This is a genomic window from Citrobacter sp. Cpo091, assembly GCF_030332645.1.
Taxonomy (GTDB): Bacteria; Pseudomonadota; Gammaproteobacteria; order Enterobacterales; family Enterobacteriaceae; genus Citrobacter; species Citrobacter portucalensis.
Genome location: NZ_JAOWHL010000037.1, coordinates 132,893 through 152,550 on the forward strand (window position 1 = coordinate 132,893; position 19,658 = coordinate 152,550).

The 19,658-nt window shown below is 53.6% G+C and carries 18 protein-coding genes; 5 read left to right on the forward strand and 13 right to left on the reverse strand.

Annotated features, from left to right (window positions below; translation table 11 throughout):
• The first annotated feature begins 52 nt into the window (after nucleotides 1–52).
• Nucleotides 53–988 (forward strand): LysR family transcriptional regulator, encoded by a 936-nt coding sequence (locus OGY04_RS15810; RefSeq protein WP_008785717.1) that lies wholly within the window; start codon nucleotides 53–55, stop codon nucleotides 986–988.
• Here the strand turns inward: OGY04_RS15810 and OGY04_RS15815 are convergent.
• Nucleotides 960–1,667, reverse strand: a complete 708-nt coding sequence (locus tag OGY04_RS15815; protein WP_286585655.1) for an aspartate/glutamate racemase — start codon at nucleotides 1,665–1,667, stop codon at nucleotides 960–962. The genes OGY04_RS15810 and OGY04_RS15815 overlap by 29 nt on opposite strands.
• A 141-nt stretch (nucleotides 1,668–1,808) precedes the next feature.
• Between OGY04_RS15815 and OGY04_RS15820 the strand changes: the two genes are divergently transcribed.
• On the forward strand, nucleotides 1,809–2,135 hold the full coding sequence (locus tag OGY04_RS15820; protein ID WP_003825583.1) for a cupin domain-containing protein: 327 nt from the start codon (nucleotides 1,809–1,811) through the stop codon (nucleotides 2,133–2,135).
• Nucleotides 2,136–2,241: 106 nt separating this feature from the next.
• Here the strand turns inward: OGY04_RS15820 and araE are convergent, their stop codons facing one another.
• The 5 genes from araE to OGY04_RS15845 form a co-directional block, all read right to left on the reverse strand.
• Nucleotides 2,242–3,660: an arabinose-proton symporter AraE gene (araE, locus tag OGY04_RS15825; protein WP_286585656.1), complete on the reverse strand. Its 1,419-nt coding sequence runs from the start codon at nucleotides 3,658–3,660 to the stop codon at nucleotides 2,242–2,244.
• 315 nt (nucleotides 3,661–3,975) lie between these two features.
• On the reverse strand, nucleotides 3,976–4,737 hold the full coding sequence (gene kduD / locus OGY04_RS15830; protein WP_003033923.1) for a 2-dehydro-3-deoxy-D-gluconate 5-dehydrogenase KduD: 762 nt from the start codon (nucleotides 4,735–4,737) through the stop codon (nucleotides 3,976–3,978).
• 57 nt (nucleotides 4,738–4,794) lie between these two features.
• Nucleotides 4,795–5,631, reverse strand: coding sequence for a 5-dehydro-4-deoxy-D-glucuronate isomerase (gene kduI / locus OGY04_RS15835; RefSeq protein ID WP_008785720.1), 837 nt, complete (start codon nucleotides 5,629–5,631; stop codon nucleotides 4,795–4,797).
• A 668-nt stretch (nucleotides 5,632–6,299) separates the two neighbouring features.
• A complete protein-coding gene (locus tag OGY04_RS15840; protein ID WP_286585609.1) occupies nucleotides 6,300–7,478 on the reverse strand; it encodes an acetyl-CoA C-acetyltransferase in 1,179 nt (392 codons plus the stop codon).
• Between the two features lie 102 nt (nucleotides 7,479–7,580).
• Nucleotides 7,581–8,465, reverse strand: coding sequence for a LysR family transcriptional regulator (locus OGY04_RS15845; RefSeq protein ID WP_286585611.1), 885 nt, complete (start codon nucleotides 8,463–8,465; stop codon nucleotides 7,581–7,583).
• Between the two features lie 101 nt (nucleotides 8,466–8,566).
• On the opposite strand from OGY04_RS15845, the gene OGY04_RS15850 reads away from it, so the two are divergent.
• A complete protein-coding gene (locus OGY04_RS15850) occupies nucleotides 8,567–9,022 on the forward strand; it encodes a multidrug/biocide efflux PACE transporter (protein ID WP_008785723.1) in 456 nt (151 codons plus the stop codon).
• Between the two features lie 142 nt (nucleotides 9,023–9,164).
• Nucleotides 9,165–10,394: an amino acid permease gene (locus tag OGY04_RS15855; RefSeq protein ID WP_234693019.1), complete on the forward strand. Its 1,230-nt coding sequence runs from the start codon at nucleotides 9,165–9,167 to the stop codon at nucleotides 10,392–10,394.
• Between the two features lie 52 nt (nucleotides 10,395–10,446).
• Here OGY04_RS15855 and rcnR read toward each other — a convergent pair whose 3' ends face one another.
• On the reverse strand, nucleotides 10,447–10,719 hold the full coding sequence (gene rcnR / locus OGY04_RS15860) for a Ni(II)/Co(II)-binding transcriptional repressor RcnR (RefSeq protein ID WP_003825567.1): 273 nt from the start codon (nucleotides 10,717–10,719) through the stop codon (nucleotides 10,447–10,449).
• 121 nt (nucleotides 10,720–10,840) lie between these two features.
• Between rcnR and OGY04_RS15865 the strand changes: the two genes are divergently transcribed.
• Nucleotides 10,841–11,728 (forward strand): nickel/cobalt efflux protein RcnA, encoded by an 888-nt coding sequence (locus OGY04_RS15865; RefSeq protein ID WP_167820641.1) that lies wholly within the window; start codon nucleotides 10,841–10,843, stop codon nucleotides 11,726–11,728.
• 45 nt (nucleotides 11,729–11,773) lie between these two features.
• Here OGY04_RS15865 and OGY04_RS15870 read toward each other — a convergent pair whose 3' ends face one another.
• From OGY04_RS15870 to OGY04_RS15895, 6 genes are all read right to left on the reverse strand, one after another.
• Nucleotides 11,774–13,156: an amidohydrolase family protein gene (locus OGY04_RS15870; protein WP_286585614.1), complete on the reverse strand. Its 1,383-nt coding sequence runs from the start codon at nucleotides 13,154–13,156 to the stop codon at nucleotides 11,774–11,776.
• A gap of 12 nt (nucleotides 13,157–13,168) precedes the next feature.
• Nucleotides 13,169–14,119 (reverse strand): carbamate kinase family protein, encoded by a 951-nt coding sequence (locus OGY04_RS15875; RefSeq protein WP_008785727.1) that lies wholly within the window; start codon nucleotides 14,117–14,119, stop codon nucleotides 13,169–13,171.
• 26 nt (nucleotides 14,120–14,145) lie between these two features.
• Nucleotides 14,146–15,696, reverse strand: coding sequence for a hypothetical protein (locus OGY04_RS15880; protein ID WP_003825560.1), 1,551 nt, complete (start codon nucleotides 15,694–15,696; stop codon nucleotides 14,146–14,148).
• Nucleotides 15,697–15,813: 117 nt separating this feature from the next.
• Nucleotides 15,814–17,232 carry a YlbE family protein gene (locus tag OGY04_RS15885; protein WP_008785728.1) on the reverse strand — a complete coding sequence of 473 codons (1,419 nt, stop codon included), beginning with the start codon at nucleotides 17,230–17,232 and terminating at the stop codon, nucleotides 15,814–15,816.
• Entirely contained in the window at nucleotides 17,232–18,779 is a 1,548-nt protein-coding gene (gene fdrA, locus OGY04_RS15890; protein ID WP_252429481.1) for an acyl-CoA synthetase FdrA, read from the reverse strand. Before fdrA ends, OGY04_RS15885 begins: the two co-directional genes overlap by 1 nt.
• The gene (locus OGY04_RS15895; RefSeq protein WP_502872419.1) at nucleotides 18,757–19,656 is read right to left on the reverse strand and encodes an oxamate carbamoyltransferase subunit AllH family protein; all 900 of its coding nucleotides are present in this window, start codon (nucleotides 19,654–19,656) and stop codon (nucleotides 18,757–18,759) included. Before OGY04_RS15895 ends, fdrA begins: the two co-directional genes overlap by 23 nt.
• Nucleotides 19,657–19,658 lie beyond the last annotated feature (2 nt).

Genomic DNA, 19,658 nt, shown 5'->3' on the forward strand with positions numbered 1-19,658 from the left:
TATCGTGAGTCTATGCAAAAATGATATGGATTGATTCATTCGAGGATTGCCCATGCCCGCCGTTAACCTGCGACACATCGAAATTTTTCACGCCATCATGACGGCAGGCAATCTGACAGAAGCCGCGCGCATGCTACATACCTCGCAGCCCACCGTCAGCCGGGAACTGGCCCGATTCGAGAAAGTGCTGGGATTAACGCTGTTTGAACGTACGCGTGGCCGACTGCACCCAACCGTGCAAGGGTTACGTCTGTTTGAAGAGGTGCAACGTTCGTGGTATGGCCTGGACAGAATTGTGAGCGCCGCCGAAAGTCTGCGCGAGTTTCGCCAGGGCGAATTGTCGATTGTTTGCCTGCCGGTATTCTCACAGTCTTTTTTACCGCCGCTGCTGCAGCCATTCCTCGCACGCTATCCACAGGTCAATATTCAGATAGTGCCGCAGGAGTCACCGCTGCTGGAAGAGTGGCTGTCGGCGCAGCGCCACGATCTGGGGTTAACGGAAACGCTGCATACGCCTGCCGGAACGAAACGCACCGAATTGCTGGCGCTGGATGAAGTGTGCGTGCTGCCGCAGGGCCATCCGCTGACTAAGAAAGCGGTGTTAACGCCGCAGGATTTTCAGGGAGAAAACTACATCAGCCTGTCGCGCACCGACAGCTACCGTCAGCTACTGGATACCCTGTTTAATGAGCACCAGGTGAAGCGCCGCATGGTGATTGAAACCCATAGCGCCGCTTCAATTTGTGCAATGGTGCGGGCGGGCGTTGGGATCTCGGTGGTGAACCCACTGACCGCGCTGGATTACGCCAGCAGCGGAGTCGTTATCCGCCGCTTCAGTATTTCGGTACCCTTTACAGTCAGCCTGATTCACCCGCTTCATCGCCCCGCCTCGGCGCTGGTTGATGCTTTTACGGCGCATCTGCAGGCCCATCTACCGAGGCTTATTGACCCGCTGGAGGCTATTTTGCATCCGCAGCCGAAAGCATAAACGCCACCGCATCTTGCGCATGGATTGCCGCAGTGTCGAAAACCGGTAGTGGGCTTAGCTCGGTGGGAACCAGCAGACCAATCTCGGTACAGCCAAAGATCACCCCTTGCGCCCCCTGTTTCGCCAGTTGGTCGATGACGCCCAGGTAATAATCGCGGGAAGCCTCGCTGAATTCACCGAGACACAGCTCATCGAAAATAATCTGGTTTATTTTCTGACGATCATCAGCTTCAGGGATCAACGTGCTAATGCCGAATTCAGTCTGTAAACGCCCGCGGTAAAAATCCTGCTCCATGGTGTAACGCGTACCCAGTAGCGCCACGTTGTTCATCTGCTGCTTTTGTATCGCCCGCCCCGTCGCGTCAGCAATATGCAGAAACGGCACATCACAGGCGCTTTCAATCGCCTCAGCAACTTTGTGCATGGTGTTGGTACACAGCACAATTCCTTGCGCCCCGGCTTGCTGTAGCCCTGTGGCGGCCTGCGCGAGGATCTCACCGGCTCGCTGCCAGTCACCGCTTGACTGACAGGCTTCAATCTCGTGAAAATCCACGCTGTGCAACAGAATCTGTGCCGAATGCAGACCACCCAGACGCTGTTTTATGCCTTCATTAATGAGTCGATAATAAGGAATGGTAGATTCCCAGCTCATACCGCCTAACAGACCGATCGTTTTCATCATTTCCCCTGACTCGTTGTTGTCTCTCCAGTGAACCAAAGATGTGATCAACTTTCCACATCTGTTGGCGTGCATTTCTTTTTTTAATTTTCTGATATAGCTTTAATGAAACATTGTTTTAATTAATTACAGGAAGGCCGGATGTTTATTTTTCATAAAGAGACCACGCTTGACGATCTGGGCAATGGCGTTACCCGGCGCATTCTTGCTCACGGCGGTAACATGATGGCGGTTGAGGTGAACTTCGAGCAAGGCGCAATCGGCCCGATGCACAATCATCCGCATGAGCAGCTGACTTACGTGTTGTCCGGTGAGTTTGAATTTACCATCGGCGAAGAGAAACATATCGTTAGGGCAGGCGATACTCTGTATAAACAGCCCAACATTATGCATGGCTGCGTCTGCTTAAAACCGGGAACGCTGCTGGATACCTTTACCCCAATTCGCGAAGATTTTCTGCACGGGTAAGGTGCTAAATAAAAAAGCCGGGTCGCGTTGACGCTTTCCCGGCCTGTAAGAGACTCCACTCGCAGGCCGGACAAGGCTGAAGCGCCATCCGGCATGCTTGTCTGACTTACACCCCAATATCTCTTAACTTCTCGCCCGCCATCAGCTTACGTTCGATATGCTCCAGCGTGACGTTTTTGGTTTCTGGAATCAGCCAGAACGTAATACCGATAAACACAACGTTCAGCGCGGTATAAAGCCAGAACGTACCGGCGGCGCCAATGCTGTCGAGCAGCGTCAGGAACGTTGCGCCAATGATCATGTTCGACACCCAGTTGGTGGTGGTGGAGCAGGTAATACCAAAATCACGGCATTTCAGTGGCTGAATTTCCGAACACAGGATCCACACCACCGGTGCGGCGCTCATCGCATAGCCTGCAATACACATCATCGTCATGCCAACTGACAGCCAGGATAGCCCACTGGAAGCCGTGCCGTTATCAAACTGCATCAGACAATAACCAAGCACCAGCGTCCCTATAGCCATTACGCTGAAACCAATTTTCAGCGCCGGTTTACGTCCTGCTTTGTCGACCGTGAAGACGGAAATAAAGGTGGCGAACATAAACGTTAAGCCAACTACCAGCGTGGCAATCATCTGCTGCTCTGTGGTGGTAAAACCCGCCATTTTAAAAATGCGCGGCGCGTAATACATGATGATGTTCATTCCGGTGAACTGCTGCATCGCCTGCAGTAACATTCCGAGGAAAACCGCACGACGCACGTTACGGTTAATTTTAAACAGCGCCCAACCACCTTGCTTCAGCTTCAGGCTTTCACGGATTTCGTTCAGCTCATCGCGGGCTTTTTCTGACGTATCGCGCAACATGCGCAGTACTTCTTCAGCTTCGATGTGGCGACCTTTCTCCGCCAGCCAGCGCGGGCTGTTGGGCAAGAAAACAACCAGAATAATCAGCAATACAGCCGGAAGCGCCAGCACGCCCAGCATAGCGCGCCAGTTACCGCTGTAGCTGAACGCGGTATCGGACAAAAAGGCCAAAACGATGCCCAGCGTCACCATCAGCTGATACATACTGATCATCTTGCCACGCACATTTTCGCTGGCCATTTCAGAGAGATAAAGCGGTGCGGTGTAAGACGCGATCCCCACCGCTACGCCCAGCACCACGCGGGCAAAAATGAGCATTTCTACGCTGGAGGCAAACGCCGAGCCCAGAGATCCGACGACGAAAAGGATCGCGCCCGCCATCAGGCTGTATTTGCGCCCCAGGCGGAATGACAACCAACCGTTAAACAGCGCACCAATTGCCGCACCCAGCATCATGCTGCTTACCACCCACTCCTGCAGGCGGCTGGTCAACACAAAGTGATCGGTGATAAAAGGCAACGCGCCAGCAATCACGCCAATATCCAAGCCGAATAACAACCCTGCGACAGCCGCAGAGATAGAAACAAACATATTCATACGTCGCGTATCGCGCACTGGGCGCGGCGCTAAAGCAGCATCATTATTTATTGAGACCATTTTTTCCTGCCAGATACAGAGTAACCATGCCATTGAAAGTAAGGGATCCCTTGCAGGAAGCGTCAGGCGGGAAACGGCAAAAACATGGATTAAATAGCTACACCACATGGTTATGTGATGGATATTCCAATTTTAAAATTTACCGACAATCACTCAATTAAATTTAATTTGTTGATATTAAAGGATATTAAAAACAATAAATTTATACGTATGAAATTTAATATGGAATAATTTATAACCACAATATGGATTTTATTAATCCGAATATAAAAAAACCCTGCCAGAAGGCAGGGTTTAACGGTTCTGGAAAGTGAATTAACGTGCCAGCCAGCCGCCATCTACTGCAACGGTATAGCCGTTGATATAGTCAGATGCGCTGGACGCCAGGAACACGACAGGCCCCATCAGGTCGCTCGGTAAACCCCAACGCCCCGCCGGGATACGATCGAGGATCTCTGCGCTACGCTGCTCATCAGCACGCAGCTGTTGGGTGTTATTCGTCGCCATGTAACCTGGTGCAATCGCGTTGACGTTGATGTTATGTTTTGCCCACTCGTTCGCCATCAGACGGGTAACACCCATTACGCCGCTTTTAGATGCGGTGTAAGACGGCACGCGGATCCCGCCCTGGAAGGAAAGCATAGAGGCGATATTGATAATTTTGCCGCCGTTACCCTGAGCGATAAAGTGCTTCGCCGCGGCCTGAGACATAAAGAACACGCTCTTAATATTCAGGTTCATCACGTCATCCCAGTCTTTTTCGCTGAAGTCGATCGCATCGTCACGACGGATAAGACCCGCGTTGTTGACCAGAATATCGATATGGCCGAATTCTGCCACTGCGCGCTCCAGCAGCGCCGGAATACCATCGATTTGACGCAGATCGGCGGTCAGGCTTAAAAAACGGCGGCCCAGTGCGGTCACGCGTTCGATGGTTTCTGTCGGTTCAACAATATTGATACCGACGATATCGCAGCCCGCTTCAGCCAGGCCCAGCGCCATACCCTGACCCAAACCTGTGTCACAACCGGTCACAACGGCGACTTTACCTTCAAGAGAGAATGCATTCAAAATCATTGTAAATCCTTAATTTTTTATAATGCCCGCCGCAGCAGGCACGGCTGTCGCCCGTAACTAGCGCAGATCTTTTACTGCAACATGGTCCATATCATCAAAGACCTGGTTTTCGCCGACCATGCCCCAAATGAACGTATAAGCTTTTGTGCCGACACCGGAGTGAATAGACCAGCTTGGAGAAATCACCGCCTGCTCGTTGTGCATCACAATATGACGCGTTTCCTGAGGCTGACCCATCATGTGGAAGACGCAGGTGTCTTCTTCCATATTGAAGTAGAAATAGACTTCCATACGACGTTCATGGGTATGACACGGCATGGTGTTCCACAGGTTACCCGGTGCCAGTTCAGTCAGACCCATGCTCAACTGGCAGGTTTCCAGAACATCCGGCACAAAGTATTTGTTGATGGTACGACGGTTACTGGTGAGGTTATCGCCCAGCGTCACTGGCGCAACGTCTGCAGGCGTGACTTTCTTAGTTGGGTAAGTCGTGTGTGCCGGCGCGCAGTTGTAGTAAAACTTCGCCGGTTTCGCCGTATCAATACTGGCGAATACCACTTCTTTTGCCCCTTTTCCGACGTACAGCGCGTCGCGATGACCAATTTCATAGCACTGGCCGTCAACGGTAATCGTGCCCGGGCCGCCGATATTGATCACACCCAGCTCACGACGTTCGAGGAAATAGGTTACGCCCAGCTGTTTGCCGACTTCGCCACCCACAGAGACGGTTTTGGCCACTGGCATAATGCCGCCAACAATGATGCGGTCGATGTGGCTGTAGACCATGGTGTATTCATCTGCGACAAACACTTCTTCGACCAAAAACTCATTACGCAGCCCCTGAGTGTCCAGGGTTTTCGCATGCGCACTATGGATACTTTGTCTTACGTCCACATTTACCTCCAGTGATAAATTGACCGTGAATGCTTAAACGAATAGCAAAACGCTGTTCCGTTTTATCTTATGCGCTCATGATATCCCTCCCTGAATGTGTTTTCAATTATAACTAAAACGATGTTTCACTTTTTCCGCATCTTATTATCAAAAGTGTAAGTGCGATCACGCTAGCGCATATAAATCGCAAAAATGGTTTCAATAAAATCATTTAAAACAATTAGATAGATAAAAACACAAAAGAGTAGATCATTAGTGGCAGGGATAAGATATTGAAAATACAGCCAGGCTCATACGTCATTCACACACCTTTTCTAACAAAGTGCGCTATCAATCACATGAAATGAAACAACGTTTTGATATGTTGGCAGGGTTTAGAGTGTATGTTTCTGTAACTGGCCTTGCCCTCCTGTTGGAGGGCTTTTTTATAGAGGAAGAGATAACACGGCAGAAAACTGTTCGAGAAGAAAAATATATACCCTAAATAATTCGAGTTGCAGGACAAAACTTCCCGGCCGTTTTGAACAGCGCTTGCGCTGGCCCCGAAGGGGTGAGGCCGTAAGGCCGAATCACGCGGCGACGCAGCGAATTCCCCGGAGCGTACATAAGTACGTGACTGGGGTGAGCGAGTAAAGCCAACGCACATGCAGCTTGAAGTATGACGGGGATTAGTCTCGTTCGATAGCGAGCGCCACCCCCTGACCACCACCAATACACAGTGTTGCCAGGCCCTTGTGCGCCCGACGTTTCACCATTTCATGTACCAGCGAAACCAGAATACGACAGCCAGATGCGCCAATCGGATGGCCGAGCGCAATGGCCCCGCCGTTCACATTCACCCGCCGTTCATCCCACTCCAGCATTTTCCCAACGGATAATGCCTGCGCGGCGAAGGCTTCATTAGCTTCGATAAGATCAACATCAGCCAGTTGCCAGCCCACACGCTCAAGGCAGCGGCGTGTTGCATACACTGGCGCAATCCCCATGAGCGCAGGGTCGACTCCGACGCTGGCAAAGGCGCGAATACGGGCCAACACAGGTAAGTTAAGTTCCTGCGCCTTGGCCTCGCTCATCATCATCACCGCAGCGGCACCGTCGTTGATGGATGACGCGTTACCCGCCGTTACCGAACCGAGTCTGTCAAAGGTAGGATCCAGACGCGCCAGCCCCTCGGCGCTGGCATCGGTACGCGGTTGTTCGTCGGTGTCCACCACGAACGATTGCCCATTACGCTGTGTTACCACCGGCACGATTTCATCTTTAAAGCGTCCGGCATCAATTGCCATCCGCGCTTTGTGCTGCGAGTGCAGCGCGTAGGCATCCTGCAATTCGCGGCTGATTCCGTATTCTCGCGCCAGGTTTTCTGCGGTAACGCCCATGTGATAATCGTTGAAGGCATCCCACAGACCGTCATGTACCAGGCTGTCGACCAGTTGGCTGTTCCCCAGCTGTGCGCCAGTGCGGCTATCGGTAAGGACATGCGGTGCACGGCTCATATTCTCTTGCCCGCCCGCAATCACAATGTCGGCTTCGCCACACTGGATAGCCTGGGTCGCCAGATGCAGCGCTTTCAGACCCGAGCCACAGACATCGTTAATGGTGATGGCGGAAACGGTATTGGGTAGCCCACCATTGATGGCAGACTGACGCGCAGGGTTCTGCCCGGCACCTGCGGTAAGCACCTGTCCGAGGATCACTTCATCCACAGCGTGAACGTCCATGCCCGTGCGTTCCAGTAACGCCTTGACCACCATGCTGCCTAACTCAACGGCAGAGTGGCGCGCCAGCGTCCCCTGGAAGCAGCCAATCGGTGTCCTTAATGCCCCGACGATCACAACCTCTTTCATCACTACCTCAGCGCAAAATAACACCGCAATAGTAGATGATTGTTAAAAATAGTTATCAAGGTTGTTTAAAAACGGTGATTTTTATCACAAAGGAAATTCGTATTACTTATTGGTCATCTGAACGCCACTCTGCTGTAAATGGTCACGCAGCCAACTTCCTGCCACACCAGGCGGTGATTTCTTATTCCACAACAGATCGATAGAGATAGCCTTTGGCCAGCCAGGCATCTTTAATTGCACCAGTGGTTTTTCTGCCGCAAACTCCTCCACCAGCGCACAAGGGAGCGCGCACCAGCCGAATCCCTGAACAGCCATACTTAGCAATAACAGATAGTTAGGAGCAGACCAGACGGGGCCGCGCGCCACGTTGGTGCCGCTTTCCAGATAGGTATTCAAACGCAGCTCGCGCCAGGTGTGTAGCTGCTCCCACTGCAGTTTTTCTTGAGCCGCGAGCGGATGCGACGCTGCAACGTATAATCCCATCCAGGTTTGCATCGGCAGACGCGTAACGCCCATGTCGGTCGGGTAATCTTCCCGCGCCTCGATCAACCCCACCTGAGCACGTCCTTTTTGCAGCAGATCGATCACGTCTTCATCTTCACCAATCAGGCATTCAAACTCGGTATGGGGAAACTTGCGATCAAACTGCACCATCAACTCTTCCAGCACATCCGGATGCAGCGTGTCAGACAGCACAAAGGTCAGACGCGCCTCAGTTTCACCCGACAGCGAGATCGCCGCCTCATCGAGACGTTCGCTGGCCGTCAGAATAGCCTGCACATAGCCCAACACCCGCTTACCTTCCTCGGTCAGCGTTGGCTGGCGAGATGAGCGGTCAAACAGCACAAAACCAAGATCGGCTTCCAGATGCGCAATGGCCGTACTGATAGTGGACTGGCTTTTACGCAGCCGCCGGGCCGCCGCAGAAAATGAACCGCAGGAAACGGTCTCCACAAATGCCGTTAATGCTTCAGGAGAATAACGCATGAACTATCTACTTTATCGATGGATACTATCTTTTAGATATCACATAAAACGATAAAATTGCCACCATTCCGTTATCCGGGCATCAAAGAAGGTTTTAGGTTATGCAACACGATACTGTCCAACGCCGCTCGTTAGTGGAGCGTATTTTTCATGCCGTCTGCTTTGAAGGCATTGCCACCGCGATCCTCGCACCGACCACCGCATGGTTGATGCAGCGCTCGGTGCTGGAAATGGGCGGACTGACCATTCTTCTCGCCACCACAGCGATGATCTGGAATATCATTTATAACGCCCTGTTTGACCGTTTGTGGCCGTCACACCTGGTAAAACGTACGGCGAAAGTGCGAGCATTTCACGCCTTAGGCTTCGAGAGCGGTTTTATTGTGATCGGGGTGAGCATCGTGGCGTATGTGCTGAACGTCAGCCTGGTTCAGGCATTCACGCTGGAAATAGGTTTCTTCCTGTTCTTCCTGCCGTACACCATGTTCTATAACTGGGCTTATGACACGTTACGCGAGCGCGTTATGAAGCGCCGCCAGCAGCGCGTTACTGCCTGATAATTAAAATAATAGTCGGAATCTTCTCGGTTCCGGCTATTGTCCCATTCACTCGCCCGCTTGTTCACACCTCCCCCAGTCCCTGCCATTTGTGGTAAATTGCGCTTCTTTTTGTTTATTTTATAGTTGATACGTTCAAATAATGTCGAAATTTTGGTCAAAAGAAGAGACTCTCTGGAGCTTCGCACTATATGGGACTGCCGTCGGCGCAGGAACCCTATTCCTACCCATACAGCTGGGTTCTGCAGGCGCGGTGGTATTGTTTATCACCGCACTCGTCGCCTGGCCTTTAACCTACTGGCCGCACAAGGCGCTGTGTCAGTTTATCCTGTCCTCAAAAACGTCGGCTGGTGAAGGGATCACTGGCGCGGTTACCCACTACTACGGCAAGAAGATTGGCAGCCTGATCACCACCCTCTATTTTATTGCCTTCTTTGTGGTGGTGCTGATCTACGCCGTAGCGATAACCAATTCACTCACTGAACAGCTGGCAAAACATATCACTATCGATCTGCGGATCCGCATGTTGGTCAGCCTTGGCGTGGTGCTGGTGCTGAACCTGATTTTTCTGATGGGCCGGCAAGCCACTATTCGGGTCATGGGATTTTTGGTGTTCCCGCTCATCGCGTACTTTTTGTTCCTTTCGCTCTACCTGACCGCAAGCTGGCAGCCAACGCTACTCACCGGCCAGATGTCTTTCGATCAGCACACGCTTCATCAGGTTTGGATATCTATTCCCGTGATGGTTTTCGCTTTTAGCCATACGCCAATTATCTCTACGTTCGCCATCGACAGACGAGAGAAATACGGCGAGCAGGCCATGGGTAAATGCAAAAAAATCATGAAGGTAGCCTACGTCATCATCTGCCTGAGCGTACTGTTTTTCGTCTTCAGCTGCTTGCTTTCGATTCCGACAAACTATATCGAAGACGCGAAAAATGAAGGCGTGACGATTCTTTCCGCGCTGTCGATGATGCCAAACGCACCGGCATGGCTGTCGATTTCCGGGATCATCGTTGCCGTTGTCGCGATGTCAAAATCGTTCCTCGGCACCTACTTTGGCGTGATTGAAGGGGCAACGGAGGTAGTAAAAACGTCGTTGCATCAGGTGGGTGTGAAGAAAAGCCGGGCCTTTAACCGCGCTCTGTCCATCATGCTGGTCTCGGCTATCACGTTTATCATCTGCTGCATTAATCCTAATGCTATTTCAATGATTTACGCGATAAGCGGCCCGCTGATTGCCATGATTTTGTTTATCATGCCGACATTGTCTACCTATCTGATCCCGGCGCTGAAGCCATACCGTTCAGTGGGTAATCTGATCACCCTGATTGTCGGTCTGCTGTGCGTATCTGTGATGTTTTTTGGCTAGAACGTGTTGTTTAACGGCTCATTCCAGTAAGCGGATGAGCCGTTAAACTGACTTATTTGATGTACGAATCCAGCACTTTCAGGACCACATCCAAATCCTCTTCGCGCTTAATTTCATCGCCCTGATGCACAATGTGCTCGGTCAGATGACCTTTAATCACTTCACGCATTAATCCGTTTACTGCCCCGCGGATCGCCGCTATTTGCTGCAATACTGCCGCGCATTCATGCGGTTCATCCAGCATGGTTTTCAACGCCGCTACCTGCCCCTGAATCTTGCTGGTTCGGGCTTTCAGCTTTTGTTTGTCGCGGATCGTATGTGACATAACTTTACCTTTTTAACGTCTGGCTGTAGGGACAATACCATCGACATTCTACTGGGGGGTAGTATTTGATACTGGGGGGGGAGTAGAATTAGGCGAAATTAAACAACTAAGAATCATTCTCATGGGTGAGTTTTCTACGCTTCTTCAGCAAGGTAACGCCTGGTTTTTCATTCCCAGCGCGATTCTATTGGGTGTGTTACACGGCCTGGAGCCGGGGCATTCCAAGACGATGATGGCGGCCTTTATTATTGCCATTAAGGGGACCATCAAACAGGCGGTGATGCTGGGGCTGGCAGCAACGCTGTCGCATACCGCCGTGGTATGGCTGATTGCGCTCGGTGGGATGTATATCAGCAAAGCGTTTACTGCCCAGGCCGTTGAGCCTTGGCTGCAGTTTGTCTCGGCGATTATTATTCTCGGGACCGCATTCTGGATGTTCTGGCGAACCTGGCAGGGAGAGCAGAACTGGCTGGCCCAGACGCATCACGACCACAATCACGAGCATCACCACCACCATGATCATGATGACCATCATCATGACCACGATGACGATCATCACCATCATCACGAACACGAGCATAATCACGACCATGCCGCACTGGCAGGATTCACCGAAGGCTCGAAAGAGTATCAGGATGCCCACGAACGGGCGCATGCCACCGATATTCAGCGCCGCTTTGCGGGCAAAGAGGTCACCAACGGCCAAATATTACTGTTCGGTCTGACCGGCGGGCTTATCCCGTGCCCAGCCGCCATTACGGTGCTGCTGATTTGCATCCAGCTCAAAGCCTTCACGCTGGGCGCGACCATGGTGCTGTGCTTCAGCCTCGGGCTGGCGCTGACGCTGGTAACGGTGGGCGTGGGAGCGGCAATCAGCGTGCAGCAGGCGGCCAAACGCTGGAGCGGATTTAACACGATGGCACGCAAAGCTCCCTATTTTTCCAGTGTGCTCATTGCGATGGTCGGCTTATATATGGGGATTCACGGCTATATGGGGATCGTCGGTTAACACTAAGAGAGCGCAGCAGCGCTTGCCGCTGCGCGTAAAACCAGGCTAGCTTGCGACATTCCCCCACACCAGTTGCCCTTTATGGAAGGTCGCGGTGCGTGGGGAAATTCGCGCGACCGCTTCCGCCGAACAGGAGGCATCCACCAGCACAAAGCTGGCTTCATCCTGCGCTTTCGGCCAGACGCGCTCGCCTTTATCGTTAAGCGGCAACACATCGCCGGTGGCGAGGAATAACGCCCGCGACAGGTTGAGTTCGTTGGGGCGAATATAGAGCTGCGCGTACAGATTTGCCTTTTCCAGCATGTCGCCCAGCCCATACGGCGACCAGTGATCAATTACGCTGTCGGTTCCGGTAATCACTTCCACGCCTTTATCGCGCAACTGCTTGAGCGGCATGTGCAAGGTACCGATCGGCACCGTCGAGGCAATGGTAATCTGCTGTGCCGCCATGCGGCCCGCCAGCGCATCCACCTGCTGTTCGTTCAACGTTGCCAGCGCAAACGCGTGGCTGATGGTCAGTTTGCCCTTTAACTGCGGCGTTTTCTCCACCGTCTCCACCATGTAATTCACTGCCGCCACGCCCGCCGGGCTGGTTTCATGCAAATGGATATCCACGCCTTTATCGTAATCCAGCGCAATCTGGAACATGGTGTCGAGGGATTTTTCCATCGCTCCATCGACGCTGGTGGGGTCCAGACCGCCGACATAATGCGCTCCCGCCTGCATCGCTTCGCGCATCAGCGGTTCAGATTTTGATAACAGCAGGCCATGCTGCGGAAACGCCACGATTTCACAGGCAAAACCCGGTTGGCGACGCGCCAGTACCGCCTGCAGGTTTTCGAGATTTTTCAGCCCGGAAACCGGTTCTATGTTGCAGTGGCTGCGCGCGATCGAGGTGCCTTTTGACTGCAGTAGATCGATCAGCTTTTCCGCACGCTCCTGCGTATAAGGCTGGAGTTCAGGCAGCAGCTTTTGTTCCAGGCGGATCATATCCTGAATAGTGGTGCCAGCCGGACGGTTCAGCGAACGCCAGGGACCGCCGTAAAAGGTTTTATCCAGATGGATGTGCATGTCGCGCATGGCGGGCAGCATCAGCTTTCCACCCGCATCATAGTGAGGCAGCGTCGCATCCGGATGCTGCTTATTCTCGCGCAGCGCAACGATTTTTCCGTCTTTGATTTCAACGGTTTGCAGCGCGGTACGGGTGTGCACCACCACCGAGTTTTCGTAATCAAAGCCCGCTTCCAGCAGGACGTTATCCAGGTAATAGTGTTTATCGTTAATCGTCATTGTGCTCTTCGACCCGCAGGTGTTCCCGACAGGATTAGCAGCATACGCGACCGGAGCGACCGCGCCAAACAGCGCGGCAGCGGTCACCATTTTTCCGCTCTGGCTTAAAAATTCACGGCGGCTGTTACTTTCCTTCATTCACGTCTCCTCTCAGGAATGGACAATATGGGTGCCCGTTTCGCCGCGCAGTGCGGCAGGCAGGCATTCCGGCGTGGTGATGATTACTCGTTTACCGCCACGCTCCAGAAACGCCAGGCTGGCAACGATCTTGGGTAACATGCTGCCAGGCGGGAAATGACCCTCCTGCATGTAACGGGTCATCGTTGCAACATCCACCGTATCCAGCGCCTGCTGGTTGGGTTTGCCAAAATGAATACAGACCTGCTCGACGCCGGTGGTGATAACCAAAATGTCGGCGCGGATCTCCTGCGCCAGTAGCGCCGTGGAGAGATCTTTATCAATCACCGCGTCCACGCTCTGGTAATCCCCTTGATCGCTACGCACCACCGGGATCCCGCCGCCACCCGCGCCAATAACCACAAAGCCTTGCTGGGTCAGCGTTTTGATCGCCTCCGCCTCGACAATGCGCTTCGGTTGTGGAGAGGCGACTACCCGACGGTAGCCGCGCCCCGAATCCTCAACAAAGCGCCAGCCCGGATTGACCCGCTGCAGTTCATCACGCTGCACTTCGCTAAAGAACGCTCCAATGGGCTTGGTCGGATTAGCGAAGCCCGGATCGTTTTTGTCGACCTCCACCTGCGTGACCACCGTAACTGCCCTCTGCTCACCGCGCCGCGCCAGACGGTTATTCAGCGCCTGTTGGATCAGGTAACCGATACCGCCCTGCGTATCGGCAACGCAGTTTGCCAGCGGGGTAAGCGGCAGCCCTTCACGCTCGTGCGCGATTTCCGCACGCCGCAGATCCAGCCCTACCTGTGGCCCGTTACCGTGCGTCAGCACAATGTTGTAGTCCGATGCCAGCATCTCCAGCACCGTATCCGCTACCGCTTTCACCGCTTCAGCCTGGTGTTCAATCGACTGGCTGGCGTTATCTTTGATAATGCTGTTGCCGCCAATGGCAACGACCACAAGTTCTTTCATAGTGTTATCTTCCGCTTGCAGGCAATTCAGGTCGTTTTCGTTGGTTCCTGCTCAGGCGCAGTCACCGCTTCACGGCTATCAAGAACATGCTTGAGGACAAACATGCCACTCATCATCAGGTAGGCCACAACAAACATCATCGAGCTGCCTTCCGCAAAGCCAACCGCCGGGGAGTGGATCACGCCAAACAGCGATAACAGCGCGCCAAAGGCTGCGGCAATCGCCCCGCGTAACGGCTTGTTCATAATGGCGAAGATAGCGACGCAGCCCCACAGCATGCTGGCCAGCGGTGCGCCGCTTCCCAGATGCACCAGTCCGTCGTAATAGACACCTTTGCTGTGCAGCAAGTCACTACCCAGTTTCCCCGCGGATGTTCCGGCGGCACCCATCACGCTGTTGACGATGGTCAATGCCCAGTTGGCGATCCACGGGAACAGACAGATGAAGATAACGGGAACCTCGACTTTGGGCGTTTCTCGCACCACCTGGTTGGCGGTCACCACGCCGATAAACACCAGAATCGGCACTATCGCGGTCATCGGAATAATGGCGAGCATAAACGCGCCCAGCCCAAACAGCGGCACCAGGAACATGGTGATGCCTGATGCGAGGGTATAGCCGATGCTGGCGCCCATCGCTTTCCAGCCCGCATGCCCAACATATACGGTCACCGGGAACGGGTTACCCAGCATGCAGCCGAGCATGGAGGCAAAGCCGTTCGCCATCATGACCTTACGGGTGTTGTACTCATCGCCCGCCGCGTGCGCACTTTCAATGTTCTCAAGGTCAAAAATATAGTTCGCCAGGCCCAAAGGAACTGCAGAAGCCAGATACGGCAGTGCGTGCGGTAAACCTTGCAAGAAGCTGTCGACATGAATTTCCGGCGGGTTGAAGCCAAAGGAAGACATCGACGCTTTAATGGCTTCCGGGCTTTGTAAACCGGAGATCCACGCCAGGGCCGTACCGGCAATCAGCAGCAGCAAACCGGTAGGAATACGGGCAAAAATCGGCTTCTTACCGAACCAGTTAATGAAGATCAGCAACAGGACGATGAAAGAAACCGTCGGCGCTTCGAATGCCTGCAGCATCGGGTTCATCGCCAGCAGCAACAGCCCCAGGCCGGACAGACAAGAAAGCAGTACCGTACGCGGGATCATCTTGCGGATGGTCTCGCCCAGGAAGGAGCCGCCGACCAGGATCAACGCTTCGACAAAGCACCACACCAGGGCTATCTGGATAGCGAAGTTGGCATCTTTGGTTTGCTGATAAACCGGCATCAGCACCAGGAAGGTCACGGTGAAGATTGACGGTGCACTCGGTCCGGACGGCAGCGCCGTTACGTCGTTACGCCCGGTGTGCTTTGCCATCTGCAGGCCAAACCAGGCGTAGCAGACGCTGGCCACCAGCACCGCCAGACCAAAGGCAGGCGCAATACGACCGTAGACAATTTCGGTAGGGATCCCGACGACAAAAATGAGCAGCCCCATCATTGTCAGCAGGTTAGTCAGGTTGTTGGTCATCAGCCCAAAGTAAGCCGCCCAGTCACCACGTTTCCATTCTAGTTTTATGCTGTTCATGGAATATCCTTAACAGGTTAAGCATCATTTGCGATCGCGGAGATCGCCCAGCCCTGCAGGTAAGCAACGTTTTTCGCTTCGCTACTGTGGGGCTAACCGCGTTAGCCCCGGTTATTGTTATTGGCAGTAGCGGTCGCGCCAGTTGAGGATCGCCTTTTCAAAACAGGCGAACGGCGGGTGAACTATTCCGGCGCCGATCATGCCGATCCCCGCGTCTTTGTGCGCAATAGCGGTGTTGATCACCGGCAGAATGCCGGTGCTGCCTACGCGCGTAATATCAATAGCGGTCGGTACGCCCATAAAACCAAGCAGCGGAATGGTGACGTTGGGGTTTTCGCCGAGAGTGATTTCTCGCATCTGGCGAGAGAAATCAACGGCCTCTTCGACCGTACCGCCCACCAGCGCTACGATGGCCGGTGCCGTCGCCATCGCGAAACCGCCAATGCCGTAGGTTTCGGTGATCGCGCTATCGCCGATATCACGTCCGGAATCTTCCGGCTTATAGCCCGCAAACATCGGCCCAATCACCTGCTGCGCCGGACCGGTAAACCACTGGCCCGGTAAGCCACTAATGCGCAGACCGAACTCAACGCCATTGCGCGCCATCGTCGTCACCACGGTGCTGTATTCAATACCGTGTGCAGCGTCCATTGCGGCTTTACACATCGCCATCCAGGTCGGTCCGGAGAAGTAATCACTACTGAGGACGAACTCGAACACCTCACGTTGCTGCTCAACCGGATAGCCGGTCTGAATAATCCACGGCGTCAGCGCCTGAATCAGCAGCGCCGTCCCGGCGTTGTTGCGGTTATGGCACTCATCACCCATGTGCAATGCCTGCGCCAGCATCAGGCGCAGATCGATTTCGCCCGCCAGTTTCATAGCGTCGCGCAGCATCGGTCCCAGCACATCGCGCATCCAGTTCAAACGATCGATAACGCTCTGATCGTTCGCGCCCATGCGCAGGATCTTCGCCATCTGCTCGCTCATATTGGTATATGCGCGGTTGCCATAGGTTTTGTTCTCGACGATGTGCATAAACATCGATGCCGACGTCACGCCCGCCATCGAGCCGACACAGTCATGCTCGTGGCACGGAGAGAAGATGATTTCACCCGAGGCGGCCAGTTCCGCGGCTTCATCCAGATCTTTCGCCAGCCCTTCAAAGACCAGCGCCCCGGTTACCGCCCCCTTCATTGCGCCGCACATTTTTTCCCAGCGGATTGGCGGCCCGGCGTGCAGGATGGTGTTACGGGTCATGCCCGGCACGACGTTGATCGCCTGGTCATAGCCAATCAGCACCGGATGCGACTGGATAATGCGTTCCAGCGCCTGCTGGTTAGCGGCCGCGATTTTGTCTGCCAGCGGTGAATCGGCAATGTCGTCCAGTGCCGCTACCACCTGCATGTTGCCCTGGCCCGGCGGCGTCCAGTCGAGCTGGGTCACCGGTACGTTCTGCTTTTTCAGGTCATCGCTGAACATCGCGATGCCAACGTTAATCACGTTCAGCGGCTGGTTAAACAGTGTCTGGCTCATCAGGCTTCCTCCCCTTTACAGATAAATTCACGCGCCAGCAATCCGGTGTTGGTGCTACTGCTCGCCCAGATAACCCCGGCGTCGGTCAGCATCTGACACTGTTTTTCCAGCGACGGCGTATCAAGATCGGTTCCCAGCACATAGCCGAGGATCTCAAGCGGACGACCGTCTGCGGCGGCGATCGCTTTGGCTTCAACGATCGCATCGAGCATCACGCCAACCGGATCTTCATGCGATCCAAATCCAAGGACGAAGTCCATCACGATCACGCCAACTTCAGGATCGCGTGCTTCCTGCAACAGACGACTAATGCGGTTGGTGGGATCGATCATTGGGTGCGGTTTGCCATTGGTAAAATCGTCATCACCGAAATCGAGGAAGGTATGCGCCACGCTGCGGTTGAGATCTTTCAGGCGGAATGCCGGATCCGGATGAATGTTGCTGTAAACTTCGGCATGTTTTTCCATGGCAGCAAACATCGCCTCATCGCACAACGTGCCGCCACAGAACAAGCCACGGATGTACTTTTGCTGTGGGGTCAGACGGGCGCGAACCTCTTCAATCAGCGGCCAGTTGAGCGGATGCAGATCCAGACTCTCTTTTTTCACGCCGGTCAGCAGTACCGCTTTCAACGCCGCCTCTTTAGTACCGCGGGCAAACTGCAGGCCTTTTTCATCCGCAGGCGCGGCTTCACGTCCGAGGAAACACACCACCACGGGCTTATGACAGGCGCGCGCACGTTCCAGCACCTTGCGCGCCACCGCTGGCGCAGGCGGTTTGGAGATAAGTGCGATGATCTCAGTTTGCGGATCGGCCTCCAGCATGCCAATCGCGTCAAGCATCATCAGGCCGCCAATCTTTTCGCTAAGATCGCGTCCACCTGTGCCAATCAACTGGGAAATTCCGCCGCCAAATTCGTGAATGCGTACGCTCAGCTCCTGGCTGCCGGTACCGGAGGCACCAATAATTCCGATGTTGCCGCGACGCACCGCGTTGCCAAAACACAGCGCCGCGCCGTTAATGATGGCGGTTCCGCAATCTGGCCCCATCATCAACAGTCCTTTTTCATGCGCCAGCTGCTTAAGCGCCAGCTCGTCCTCAAGAGAGACGTTGTCAGAGAAGAGCATCACATTGAGGTTATTTTGCAGCGCCTGGCGCGCTTCACGCGCGGCAAACAGGCCATTGACCGAGATCACCGCCAGATTGCTCTCAGGAACATGCTTCTTCGCGCTGGCAAGCGTGGCATAGCGCGCTTCATGCTGGCCACCCTGCTCTTTATGCGTAAACAGATCGTCAATCGCCATCAGCGTTTGGTCGTTCGCCGCCTCGCTGGCGCCTTTAATGACAATCATCAGATCGCCACTTTTCGCCTCTTCCAGCTCAGGCGTCAGCAGGCCGAGATTCTTCAGTACGCCCTTATTCATCTCTGTCGCCATAGCCACAAACGCCTGCTCAACGCCATCGAGCTTATTTGCGCGCGTGGAGATAGACATCAGTGAGACAGAATCAAAATACGTGTTCTTTTTAACAACTATCCTGATCGACATAATTCCCTCCGGACCTGTGGCTCAGGGCGCAGGCATCCGCCATGCCATACAGCATGTCGCAGCCAGAACTTGAACCGATATTTTTAATGTCAGTAATATATTGCGTAGAAACGAGTTGTTGCTCAGTAATAAATTGGTTCAGCAGCCATCCGATGCTTTCCCGATAACGCTGATTAAATGCTTCCTCTAGCGTTATTTTGCTAAGTAGCGTTGTATTATTTCCTGCACGTTGCAATGCCGCTAAAAAATCATCTCTATATTTCCTCAGCGGATGTCCGGGAATAAATAAAATGGTGCTTAAACCTACTAAATAATCATCCGATGAGGGCGTCAGCCCTATTCCCAAACCAATTAAATGGCCGACCGCCGTAGTAATATTTTCTCCTGTACGCAACGCCGTCAGTAATGTTTGTCGGCGGTTGAGTAATTGACGGGTGATTTCCTGATAAAACGGATTGTCACCCTGGTACAGAAATAATGTGTCGTCGCTTCTTAGCTGTTGGCGGATAACCTCTTCCCAGTGCTGCCAGCCGACTGCGGCAAGGCTTGCTGCATCAGATGTCCACCGTGGTATTCGCCACAGCTGGCAACCGGCGGTTTCTATCCATTTATCATTGCCAACAACTATTCCCGACCCGCTAAAATTGACCCGCTCACCGGGGTGAAACAGGTCTTCACAATGCGTCAGCGCCAACCGACAGCTGTTAGGTGCGTTATCACAATCTTCACTCAGTAACGTCAGCAGCCGCTGCTGTTCGGGTATCAACAGGTTTACCGCGTGGGAAAAAACCTGTTCAACCCGTCCCGTTCCCCGGAAAGTGAGAAACGCGCTGTCTGCGGTTAGCGCCCGTACGCATCGCCGTGATGGCGTAGCGATAA

Coding starts and splice junctions, on each gene's coding strand:
- OGY04_RS15810 (WP_008785717.1), top strand. CDS start 53: ATGCCCGCCGTTAACCTGCGACACATCGAAATTTTTCACGCCATCATG.
- OGY04_RS15815 (WP_286585655.1), bottom strand. CDS start 1,667: ATGAAAACGATCGGTCTGTTAGGCGGTATGAGCTGGGAATCTACCATT.
- OGY04_RS15820 (WP_003825583.1), top strand. CDS start 1,809: ATGTTTATTTTTCATAAAGAGACCACGCTTGACGATCTGGGCAATGGC.
- araE (WP_286585656.1), bottom strand. CDS start 3,660: ATGGTCTCAATAAATAATGATGCTGCTTTAGCGCCGCGCCCAGTGCGC.
- kduD (WP_003033923.1), bottom strand. CDS start 4,737: ATGATTTTGAATGCATTCTCTCTTGAAGGTAAAGTCGCCGTTGTGACC.
- OGY04_RS15840 (WP_286585609.1), bottom strand. CDS start 7,478: ATGAAAGAGGTTGTGATCGTCGGGGCATTAAGGACACCGATTGGCTGC.
- OGY04_RS15845 (WP_286585611.1), bottom strand. CDS start 8,465: ATGCGTTATTCTCCTGAAGCATTAACGGCATTTGTGGAGACCGTTTCC.
- OGY04_RS15850 (WP_008785723.1), top strand. CDS start 8,567: ATGCAACACGATACTGTCCAACGCCGCTCGTTAGTGGAGCGTATTTTT.
- OGY04_RS15855 (WP_234693019.1), top strand. CDS start 9,165: ATGTCGAAATTTTGGTCAAAAGAAGAGACTCTCTGGAGCTTCGCACTA.
- rcnR (WP_003825567.1), bottom strand. CDS start 10,719: ATGTCACATACGATCCGCGACAAACAAAAGCTGAAAGCCCGAACCAGC.
- OGY04_RS15865 (WP_167820641.1), top strand. CDS start 10,841: ATGGGTGAGTTTTCTACGCTTCTTCAGCAAGGTAACGCCTGGTTTTTC.
- OGY04_RS15870 (WP_286585614.1), bottom strand. CDS start 13,156: ATGAAGGAAAGTAACAGCCGCCGTGAATTTTTAAGCCAGAGCGGAAAA.
- OGY04_RS15875 (WP_008785727.1), bottom strand. CDS start 14,119: ATGAAAGAACTTGTGGTCGTTGCCATTGGCGGCAACAGCATTATCAAA.
- OGY04_RS15880 (WP_003825560.1), bottom strand. CDS start 15,696: ATGAACAGCATAAAACTAGAATGGAAACGTGGTGACTGGGCGGCTTAC.
- OGY04_RS15885 (WP_008785728.1), bottom strand. CDS start 17,232: ATGAGCCAGACACTGTTTAACCAGCCGCTGAACGTGATTAACGTTGGC.
- fdrA (WP_252429481.1), bottom strand. CDS start 18,779: ATGTCGATCAGGATAGTTGTTAAAAAGAACACGTATTTTGATTCTGTC.